The sequence below is a fragment of the Streptomyces sp. NRRL WC-3549 genome (assembly GCF_000721935.1).
Lineage (GTDB): Bacteria > Actinomycetota > Actinomycetes > Streptomycetales > Streptomycetaceae > Streptomyces.
The window spans coordinates 1,114-11,630 of sequence record NZ_KL585433.1; the positions used below are offsets into that span (position 1 = coordinate 1,114).

At 70.6% G+C, this 10,517-nt stretch carries 7 protein-coding genes and 1 pseudogene; all 8 read right to left on the reverse strand.

Going from position 1 to position 10,517, the window contains the following annotated elements; all coding sequences use genetic code 11:
* A pseudogene (locus IH13_RS0130930) lies at positions 1-763 on the reverse strand (beta-ketoacyl synthase N-terminal-like domain-containing protein); the annotation flags it as partial.
* A gap of 253 nt (positions 764-1,016) precedes the next feature.
* On the reverse strand, positions 1,017-1,907 hold the full coding sequence (locus IH13_RS0130935) for an ROK family protein (RefSeq protein WP_031089497.1): 891 nt from the start codon (positions 1,905-1,907) through the stop codon (positions 1,017-1,019).
* Entirely contained in the window at positions 1,904-2,431 is a 528-nt protein-coding gene (locus tag IH13_RS0130940) for a YceI family protein (protein ID WP_037842933.1), read from the reverse strand. The genes IH13_RS0130935 and IH13_RS0130940 overlap by 4 nt, the downstream gene beginning before the upstream one ends.
* 46 nt (positions 2,432-2,477) lie before the next feature.
* Positions 2,478-5,333, reverse strand: coding sequence for a helix-turn-helix transcriptional regulator (locus tag IH13_RS0130945; protein ID WP_031089501.1), 2,856 nt, complete (start codon positions 5,331-5,333; stop codon positions 2,478-2,480).
* A 62-nt stretch (positions 5,334-5,395) separates the two neighbouring features.
* Positions 5,396-6,289 (reverse strand): SAM-dependent methyltransferase, encoded by an 894-nt coding sequence (locus IH13_RS0130950; protein ID WP_031089503.1) that lies wholly within the window; start codon positions 6,287-6,289, stop codon positions 5,396-5,398.
* A 34-nt stretch (positions 6,290-6,323) separates the two neighbouring features.
* Positions 6,324-7,946: a bifunctional 3-(3-hydroxy-phenyl)propionate/3-hydroxycinnamic acid hydroxylase MhpA gene (locus tag IH13_RS0130955; protein ID WP_037842936.1), complete on the reverse strand. Its 1,623-nt coding sequence runs from the start codon at positions 7,944-7,946 to the stop codon at positions 6,324-6,326.
* Between the two features lie 43 nt (positions 7,947-7,989).
* Positions 7,990-8,136 carry a hypothetical protein gene (locus IH13_RS45205; RefSeq protein ID WP_234433455.1) on the reverse strand — a complete coding sequence of 49 codons (147 nt, stop codon included), beginning with the start codon at positions 8,134-8,136 and terminating at the stop codon, positions 7,990-7,992.
* A gap of 62 nt (positions 8,137-8,198) precedes the next feature.
* Positions 8,199-10,517: type I polyketide synthase (locus IH13_RS45210; RefSeq protein WP_234433456.1), on the reverse strand; the 2,319-nt coding region annotated here is incomplete at its 5' end.

The window sequence follows — 10,517 nt, forward strand, 5'->3', positions numbered from 1 at the left end:
GAGAACGACTTGCATCGCCCGCGCCCGCGAGGCCACGCTGGCGGCTGAAGTCCACGAAGGTGCCGGGTGTCGCCATCACCGTCACGCCACCGGCCAGCGCCATGGTGCACTCGCCCTTGCGCAGCGACTGCACCGCCAGGTGCAGGGCGACCAGCGACGACGAACACGCCGTGTCCACGGTGACGGCGGGGCCTTCGAGGCCGAAGGTGTACGCCACTCGCCCCGAGACCACACTGCCTGAGTTCCCGACCCCCAGGAACGCTTCCACGCCCTCGGGAACCGCCGCGAGACGGGCGGCGTAGTCGTGGTACATCAGTCCGGCGAACACGCCCGTGCGGCTGCCCCGCAAGGTGCCCGGGTCGATGCCGGCCCGCTCGAGCGCCTCCCACGAGGTCTCGAGGAGCAGGCGTTGCTGCGGGTCCATCGCCAGCGCCTCACGCGGCGAGATCCCGAAGAATCCGGCGTCGAATTCGCCCGCGTCGTGGAGGAATCCGCCTTCTTCCGTGGCGGATCTGCCGTCCTCGCCGGAGCCGGCGTCATAAAGGTTGCCGAGATCCCATCCACGGTCGTCCGGAAAGGCGGAGATGCCGTCGGTGCCGGCGGCCACGAGTTGCCAGAGGTCCTCGGGACTCGTTACTCCACCCGGATACCGACAGCTCATTCCCACAATTGCGATGGGCTGCTGATCCTGGGCCTCTACATCTCGGAGGCGCTGTCGCGTACGGCGCAGATCTGCGGTCGTCCGCTTGAGGTACTCACGGAGCTTCTCTTCGTTGTCCACTCAACCCAACCCGTCGCGGCGGCCAGCAGGTGAATTTCGACCCACCGTCAAAGGTCCGTCAACACGGAAAACCGGCCCAGCGTCAGCGCGATTTCCTTACGGTTGTTTCGCGGTTCCGCCGCTCCGAAACACTCGGCAGCATTCGAATTGTTCCCCTTACTCGGGGAATCTACGGGGGGTCCGTAGAACCGGACAACCCCTAGGGGGTTGGCTCAGCCCCCTACCGCGAAGCCCCCTACCCGGGGTGTGTGCCCCGGGCGAGGAGGACGGCGCCACGCAGGGACGACAGGCCGCCGAGTGAGGCGGCGCGTACGTGGGCGACCGGGTGGCCCGGCCTGGAGAGCGCGTGCGCTCTTTCGGCCACCGTGCCGGCGAAGCCGGGCAGTCTGTCTGCGAATCCGCCACCGATCAGGACCAGTGCGGGACGGACGAGCTCGTTGAGGTTGACGATCGCCACCGCGAGCGCGTCGCAGCTCTCTCCGATCGCTGTGACGGCCCAGTCGCGTTCGTGGTGAAGGCCGTCCGTGAGCTCGGCGAAGGTGACGGGCCGGCCTCGTAGGTGGCCGGCCCTGCGCAGGGTGGCCGGACCGGAGGCGACGGCCTGCACGCAACCGCGTCGACCGCAGTCGCACCGGGGGCCCTTGGGGTCGACGACCACGTGACCGACCTCGCACGAGCCGCGGGCGGTCCCGGGGCAGAGGCGCCCGTCGAGGACTATGCCGCCGCCGACGCCGGTGCCGACTCCGAGGTAGGCGACGTCCGGGCAGTCCGCTTCGTCGGCCTCTGCGAGGGCTGCCAGGTCTCCGTCGTCCGCCCAGTGCACCGCGCTTCGGGGGAAGAGGGAGCGAAGAGCGGCACGGAGGTCCAGTCCGGTCCAGCTGGGGCGGCCCGGCCAGGTGGTCACCAGACCGTCCGCGCCCACGGTCGCGGGCATGGCGACGCCGACCGCCTCGACGGACTGCTCGGTGCCGTCGAGCAGCGCGCGGACGTTCCTGGTGAGAGCTTCCAGGTCGTCCGCGGCGCTGCTCGTCCGCGGCCACGGGAACACGGCGCTGCGGGACTGTGTACCGCCGTCGGTCTGCAGGGCGACCTTCGTACCACCGACGTCGATCCCCAGGAACGTCACGCCGGCGAGGCGACGATGTCGAGGGTGAGAATCAGGTGGCGGGCGGTCATGCCCTTGTCGGCGGTGATGCCGAAGGCGTACCGGTCGATCTTCGTGGTGGCCCGGAAGCTGATCTCTTCCGCCCCGCTGCTGGACTGCTCGATGAGGAGTTCCACCGGCCGGGTGGTGGCTCGGACGGTCAGTTCGCCGTGGAGGGTGTACGAGCCCTGGGACTCCCGTACCACGTCGGAGGTGAACGAGATGTGGGGGTGCGCGGCGGTGGCCAGGTACTTGTCGGAACGTACGACCTTGTCCCGCGTGTCGTTGCCGGTGGTGAAGCTGGCGGCGTCGACGACGGCCGTGGCGCCGGATTCCGCGGCTTCGGCCGCGATCCGGATCCGGCCGCTGAGGACGGAGAAGGAGCCGTCGACACCCGCGAGGCCGAAGACGTGCCGGGTGCGGAAGGTGATGGCGCTGCGGTCGGGGTCGATGGTGTATGTGCCGGGGGCCGGCGCGGTCAGGGAGTTCGCCGCTGTCTGGGACACGTTGCTACCTCTGTAGGGGGCCGGGGGGCGTTCGCGGGAACGGGAGTCACCCGCAGTCGAGTTGGGCTCGTTCAGTCTTGACCACATCGCTGCGCAGATCCACAGGGAGGTCCTTGCGGCGTTTCACGTTGAGCTTCCGGTAGACGCGGGTGAGGTGCTGCTCGACGGTGCTCGCGGTGATGTGGAGCTTGCCCGCGATCTCACGGTTGGTGCAGCCCATGACGGCCAGCGAGGCGACGCGCCGTTCCGATCCGGTGAGTGAGGGGATCCCGTCGGTGCTGCCGGAGGACGTTTCCGGGTTGCTGAAGTCACCTGTGGACGCTAGGAGTTCCTTCGTCAGGGGGCCGGCGTCGCACAGGTTGGCCACGTGCCAGGCCCTTCGGAAGACCATGCGCGCCCGCCGGTACTCCTCGAGTTGGTAGTAGCTGCGGTTGAGGTCGACGAGGGCTCTCGCCTGCTCGTAGCGGTCGCCGCAGTCCTCCAGCAGATCGAGCGCCTCGGTGAGCAGGTCCGGACGTCTGGCGGTGGGGCCCGTCGCGGCGAGCAGGCGCAGGGCGGAGCCCCGGATGCGCGGCCGGTCCGCCCCCGCCGAGGTCAGCTGGTCGTGGAGGAGCCGCTTGGCCTGGTCGCGGTTGCCGAGTCGTAGCCAGGCTTCGGCCGCACCGGTCCTCCAGGGCACGAGGGCCGCTGCGTCGAGATCCCAGCTGCGCATGAGTTCGCCGCAGGAGATGAAGTCGGCGAGCGCGGCGTGCGGGTGGTCGGTGGCGAGGTAGTAGTGGCCACGGGCATGGAGGTAGTGCAGCCCGTAGCGGCTCTGGAACATGCTGTCGGTCGCGGAGTACGTGAGGTGCTTCGCGGCTTCCTCGTAGTCGCCCATTCTCGTTACGGCGAGGATGAGGCTGCCCAGCGGAAAGCCGATCGCGACGCCCCACGCCTGGGGCGGCAGATGGGTCAGTGCCTGCCGGGCGTGTTCGGCGCCTGCTGCCAGGTCGCCCTGTCGGACGGCGATCTCCGCGCGCGTCGCGGAGGCCATCGCCGACCGGACGGGGGCCTCCCGTGAGTCGGTCTCGGCCAGGAGCTTGTCGCACTGGTCGGCCGCGCTGCGCAGGCGTCCCGCGCAGATCAGGCCGAGCAGGGCCAGTTGCACGGCTTCCTCGGTCCAGGGAGAGGTTCGGCCCAGGCCCAGGCCGAGGCCGTCCAGGACTCGCTCCGCACGGTCCGCGGCCGGTGCGCCGGGCCCGTCGGTCAGCAGAGCTGCCAGTTCGGCTGCCGACCGCAACCACGGATCGCCGCGGGGGTCGGCGAGGCTGGGGGGCCCGTCCTCGGCGGGGACGGGCCCCTGGTGTCTGCGGGCGAGCTGGGGATGGGTGGCGGCCAGCCACAGTTCGGTGTTCCGCGTCGGTGCGGCCTGCGGGGTGTCTCCGGCTTCGGGCCTGGCGCCGCGGATCCGTTCGAGAACGGTTTTCGCCTCGGCCGTGCGGCCGTGCCAGAGCAGGTGCCGGAGCAGGACCAGCAGGTCGCTGTGGGCCAGCTGACCGCTACCGGCCGCCGCGGCCAGCGGGGTGAGGTGGCGCGCGGCCGCGGAGGGGTTGAGTTCCCATTCGGCCTGGGTCAGCCGCGCCCTGATCCCGGGCCGTTCCTGCTCGTTGCCGCAGGATCTGTGGGCGAGTGCGAGGCATTCCGTCGCGAACCCGGTCCTGCCCCCGAGCAGTGCCTGATCGGCGGCCTCCAGCAGCACCTGGACCGCCCACGGGCCCTGCGTGTGCTTGGACTCCACCAGGTGGTGGGCGACGGTCATGGCGGGCGCGCCCCGTGCGTGCATGAGCTGTGCGGCGCGGCGGTGCAGGGCGGCCCGGTCCGGTGTGTGCAGGCCGTCGAGGATGGTCGAGCGGGCAACCGGATGGCGGAACACGCCGTTGTCGGTGAGACCGGCCGCTTCCATGTCGTGCAGTGCGCGGCCGACCGCCTCGATGTCGGCTCCGGCCAGCTGGGCCAGCGCCTTGACGTCCCCTTCCCGGTCGAGCACGGCCAGGGCGCGCGCCACCTGGGTGACGACGGGCTTGTCCCGGTAGAGGCAGTTGAGCAGTGCCAGCCCGTAACCCTGCGGCCGTGCCTGGCCGGCGAGGTGGTGGTCCTCGATGAGGGCGTGCAGGAGCAGGGGGTTGCCGCCGCTGATCCGGAAGAAGTCGTCCACGCCCCAAGAGGCGTCCCGTCCCTCCGGCTTCCGTGGGGGGAGCTTGTGCTCCGGTTCGACGGAGCGTCCGGAGGGGCGGTCACGGAGCACCTCGGCGACGCCCGCCCGGGTGAGCGGTGCGAGGCGCAGCCGGTGGAACTGTGACTGGCGTCGTAGTTCCGCGCGGAACGGGGAGTGCTGCGCTCCGAGTTCCGCGTCCTCGGTCAGGACCGCCATGATCCGCGTGGATCCGATCCTGCGCACGATGTGGAGCAGACAGTGCAGGGACGAGTCGTCGGCGTGCTGGACGTCGTCGACGGCGATCAGCACAGGTGATTCCCCGGCCAGGTCGAGCAGTACGGCGCCGAGGCCCTGGAATATCTGGACGGCTTCCGGCTCGACGGTGTCCTGGTGGGTCCGGGGCAGAGCGTCCGAGGCCGCTCCCTCCTTCAGCAGCTGAGCGGCCCGGTCGGCTATGTCCAGGGGAAGGCTGGCGCTGTGCAGCAGCTGGGTCATGACTCCGAGGGGCAGGGTGCGCTCCGCGCGCGAGCAGGTCGCGCGGAGCACGACGACGTCCATGGAGGCGCGCTCGGTGAACACGCGCAGGAGCTCGGTCTTGCCCGTGGTGACCGGGCCGTCGAGCACGACGACGTGTCCCCGTCTTCCGCGGCATTCGTCCAGCAGACCGTCCAGAGACCTCACGTGCTCGTCACGCTCGACCAAACGCACCCTTCCACCCCTGCCCTTGCACGGTTGTCACTGTCCCGGCGCGTCCCGCATCCGGGTAATGCTCAGATCGTCGGCTTCTTGGCGACCGCGATGACGTAGTCGATGGTGTCCAGCTCCTTTTTCAGCAGCTCCTGGTCACTCCAGTTCTGGCTGATTCCCTTGTACTGGGTGGGAGTGACCAGTTTCTTGTACTCATCGCTGGCGATCTTCTCGACCATGAATGTGCGGTACTGCTCCCAGACCCGGTCCCGGATCGAATCGACTCGGTTCTCCTCGAATCCCGCCTCGGCCAGCTTGTCGGCGTAGACCCCGGAGGTGTACCAGTTCTCCTCGTCGTAACTGAGGAGTATCCAGCTGAGTGCGCGGGACTTGAGTTCCTTCCGCACAACCGTGTCGTGTGTCGGGAGGACGTCCGCGACGGCGAGTACGCCGCCGGGCCGCAGGACCCGGAACGCCTCCTCGAAGAATGCGCTGCGCGGGTAGAAGTGGAATGCGGATTCGAGGGCGACGACCTTGTCGAAGGTGTTGTCCGGATAGGGGATGTCCGTGGCGGATCCCTGCGTGAATTCGAGCCGGTCCTCGAGACCTTCCGCCTTGGCCCGTGCCTGTGCTGCCTCTATCTGGTGCGGAGTGATGTTCAGGCCGTGGATCTTCTTGGGCTGCCGGTTGCGCATCCAGGAGAAGTCCTGGTCGCCGTAGCCGAACCCCAGGTCGAGCACGGTGTCGCCGGCCTCGATGCCTGCGGCGTCACCAAGCCGGGTGGCGAGCTCCTCCGCGGCATCGTCGAGGCTGACGCATCCGTCGTTCCAGTACCCGAAGTTGCAGTACGTGGTGGTGCGGTCGACGAACTCGAAACTGGGTGGCATGAACTGGTAGAGGCGCCTGGTCCGCTTGACGGGGTCGCCCGTCGAGATCATCTGGATGAGCTTCCCGAACTGTTTGGCCGCTTCCAACATGGAGGTGATGCCTTTCGTGCGGTGGGGTGGACGTTCAGGCAGTGGTGCGGCCGAGACGGGCGCGCAGGTCTTCGACGAGCGCGTGCAGGTCGTCGGGGCCGTGGGCGGCGCCGAAGAGATAGAAGTCCGGGCGTACGAGCATGCCGACGGCCCCGTCCGGCCCCTGGCCGGGCAGCCCGGCCAGGTAGGGCAGATAGAGGTCCTCGGCGTCGATGACCGCGAGTTCCCCCGCTTTCTCCGGCAGGGTGTCCGCAGGCAGTACGTGCACGAGGTGGCAGCCGAGTGTGTCGAGGAAGGCCAGGTCGGCGGTGTCGAGGAGCATGCGCGGGTCTTCGGCGCAGAGCAGGGCGAAGCCGGTGCCGACGACGTCGTCGAGGAGACCCCGGGATCCGCCGCGCACCACCTCCGCCTGCGGGACGAGTTGGCCGGCCGAGCGCGGAGATCCGTCGGACGTGTCGGCGCCGGTACGCAGGAATCCGTCGCTGAGGGAGTCGGCGAGCGACGGCCCGTCCGGGGCCGCCTGGTCCCGGCCGCCGCGGGCGCGCATCCGGGCGGCGAGCATGAACGCGTCGCGCCCGGCCGCCGCGGCGCGGTCGGTCTGGCAGATGACGTTGCCGAGCGCGATGGACGTCTCGATGGCAGGCCGCACATGTGCACTGCGTTCGAGGGTGTAGGTGTCGAGCAGGTCCTCGCCCGCGATGCCGCCCAGGACGAGGTTCAGCTTCCACGCCAGGTTGGCGGCGTCGCGGAAGCCCGAGCACATGCCCTGTCCGACGAAGGGCGGCATGACGTGTGCCGCGTCGCCCGCGACCAGCAGCCTGCCGGAGCGCCACTGGTCGGCGCAGGTGCCCTGCGTGGTGTAGACGGCGTGCCTCTCCAGGGTGGCGTTGTCCGGGGTGAGGCCGAACAGCCCCAGCAGGCGCCATACGGTCGTTTCCTGCCCGAGTTCCTCGATCGTCTCGCCGGGCATCCGCATGAACTCCCAGCGCCGGTGCCCGGGACCTGCGGAGACGGCGGTCCGGGGCCGGGCCGGGTCGCAGATCTGAAGGTTGTTGGGCGTGTAGTCGCGCTTGTCATGCGTCACGACGTCGCAGATGAGCCAGTCGTGCGTGAACCCGTAGTCGGTGACGGTCGTCTCGATGTGCCTGCCGACGAAGCTGTTGGCACCGTCGCAGCCGATGACCCAGCGGGCGCCGTAGGTGTGCCGGTTGCCGTCCGCGTCCTCCGCGACCACCTCCACGTGGTCCTCGTGGCTGGTCAGCCCGACCGCCATCCGGCCGCGGTGCACGGTGACGCCGGGCAGTTCCGCTCCGCGTGCGGCGAGGGCGGCCTCCAGACCGGGCTGGTACATCGAGGTCGACTCGGGCCAGCCCGACGGGCTCTTCCCCGGCACCTCCATGTGGATGAGGGTCTGTCCCCGGGCGTTCTCCCAGACGTACTCGCCGGTGGGTTCCCGTACGTCCTCCAGGCGGTCGGCGACACCCACGGCGGCGAGTATGCGGGCCGCCTCGCCGTCGTACGCGACGGCGCGGGGCATCGGATAGGGCTGCGGCCAGCGCTCGACCACGGTGACCGTGCGGCCGTGCTGGGCCAGCAGGATCGCCGCCAGTTGGCCCACCGGGCCGTATCCGACGATCAGCACATCGGAGTTCACCACGTCTGTATCTCCCTGAATGCTGCGGCGGGGACCCGAACGGTATTCAGGACGGCCCCAGTTCCTTGTCGATGAGCCCGAAGATCTCGTCGTCGGAGGCCGTGTCGAAGTCGAACGCGTCCTCCTCGTCATCGATGCGGCCCGCGGGCCCCCAGGAGGCGGTCAGCGCTTCCAGCCGCGACAGCCGCGACATGAGATCAGCTCGCAGCACCTCGTCGGGGTCGGCGTGCGCGAACGCCGCTTCCAGCCTGTCTCTTATGTGTATAAGAGACAGTCCTTGAACGCCTGCTCGGAGTCGATGGTCCCGTCAGTGCCGTGGCCGAGCACGGTCGCCGCCTCGGCGAGTACCAGCTCCAGCAGCGCTGTCTCGCGCTCCGCCTCCTTCAGGCCGGCCAGCTGCTGCGCCGGCACGCGCACCGCTGCGGAGGCACCGCCGCGCGAGCTCCTGCGGGTGGCACGCACCAGGCCGCGCAGCAGAGGCGGCACGGCCGTGCCTTCCGCGCCGTACGCGCCGAGGGCCAGTTCGGCGGGCATCAGTTTCGCGTGTCCGAGGTGCAGCGCGGTGTCCAGCAGCTCCATGCCCTCCCGTGAGCTCAGGGCGTCCATGCCGCCGCGCCGGCCGCGCTCCAGCTCCGCGCTGCCGAGGCCGCCGGTCATGGCGGAAGCCTGGGCCCACAGCCCCCAGGCGAGGGACGTCCCGGGCAGTCCCAGGGCACGCCGGTGTTCGGCCAGGGAGTCGAGGAAGGCGTTGGAGGCCGCGTAGTTGGCCTGGCCGGGGGTTCCGAGGAGAGCGGAGGCCGACGAGAACAGCATGAAGACGGCCAGGTCGGTGTCCCGGGTCAGCTCGTGCAGGTGCCAGGCCGCGTCGGCCTTGGGTCGCAGCACGGTGTCCAGGCGTTCGGGGGTGAGTGCCGAGATCACACCGTCGTCCAGCACACCGGCGGCGTGGACGACACCGGTGAGGGGCCGTTCGGCGGGGATCGCTCCGATGACGTCGGCGAGTGCTCCACGGTCGGAGACGTCGCAGGCGGCGAACGTCACGTCCGCGCCCAGTCCGGCCAGTTCGGTCTCGAGGGCGCGGGCCCCGGTGCTGTTACCTCCACTGCGGCTGACCAGCAGCACGCCGCGTACCCCGTGCTCGGTGACCAGGTGCCGGGCGACCATCGCTCCCAGGGTCCCGGTGCCGCCGGTGATCAGCACGGTGCCCTGCCGGTCGAGCGGGCGTCCTTCGGCCGGCGCCTCGGAGGAGACCCGGGCCAGTCTGGGCACCCGCGCCTCACCGGCCCGGATGGCGAGCTGCGCCTCACCCGAGGCCACGGCACGCGGCAGTACGCGCCGTGAGCCGTCCTCGGTGTCGATGTCGGCGAGGACGATGCGGTCCGGGTTCTCCGACTGGGCAGCACGCACCAGGCCCCACACGGCGGCGGCCGCCGGGTCGGTTCCCGGCAGGCATGCGTTGCGGGTGAGTACGACCAGCCGTGCGGAGGCCGGCCGGTCCTCGTCCAGCCAGGACCGCACGGCATGCAGGGCCCGCCCCAGCAGGTCCCGTACCCGGGCAGGTCCTTCCGCGTCCGGCGTCTCGGTCAGGTCGGCGTACTCCAGCCCCTGTGACGGGTCCGGGTGTTCCGGCAGCGCCACGGCGGGCCAGTCCAGGTGGAACAGCCGGTCGTACGTCGCGGGCCCGGTCCGGAGCTGATCGGGGGACACCGGGCGGAAGACCAGGGACTCGACGGACATCACCGGTACGCCGTCCGCGTCGGTGGCCTCCAGCGCGAAGGCGTCCGGGCCTGCCGGGGTCACCTTGACGCGCAGGGCGCAGGCGCCCGATGCGTGCAGGCTGACTCCGGTCCATGCGAACGGAAGGAGGAGCCTGTCCTGTCCCATGCCGCTCAGGGCCCCGAAGCTCGCGGCGTGCAGCGCCGCGTCCAGCAGGGCGGGGTGGATGCCGAACTGCCGGGCATCGTCCTCGTGGTCATCGGGCAGGGCGACCTCGGCGAAGATCTCCTCGCCCCGGGTCCACACGGACCGCAGGCCTCTGAAGGCCGGACCGTACACGTAGCCCGCCTCCGCCATGGAGGGGTAGAAGTGGTCGGAGCCGACCCGTCCGGCGCCTTCCGGCGGCCACTCCACGGCCCCGGGCAGCGGTGCCGTGCCGACCGTCGCCAGCAGACCTCCCGCGTGCCTGGTCCAAGGGGCGTCGGGGTCCTGGCCGGCGGGACGGGAATGGACGGCCACGGGGCGGCGGCCGGTCGCGTCCGGCGCGGCCACGGCGACCTGCAGCTGTACGGCGGCGTGGCCGGGCAGTACGAGAGGGGCTTCGATGACGAGTTCGTCGAGAACCGGGTACCCGGCCTCGTCGCCGGCCCGCACGACCGCTTCCACGAGCGCGGTGCCCGGCACCAGCACCTGTCCGCCCACCTCGTGGTCGGCGAGCCAGCCGTGGGTGGCCACGGACAGCCTGCCGGTGGCGAGCACCCCGTCGCTGTCCGGCAGTGTGACGGTGCCGCGGAGGAGCGGGTGGCCCGCGTCGGTGAGACCGGCCGCGCCCGCGTCCGGCATCGTACCGGCTGGGTC

What these genes read in the sequence shown, in the direction of transcription:
- IH13_RS0130950 (WP_031089503.1), bottom strand. Translation starts at nt 6,289, where the DNA reads ATGTTGGAAGCGGCCAAACAGTTCGGGAAGCTCATCCAGATGATCTCG.
- IH13_RS45205 (WP_234433455.1), bottom strand. Translation starts at nt 8,136, where the DNA reads ATGTCGCGGCTGTCGCGGCTGGAAGCGCTGACCGCCTCCTGGGGGCCC.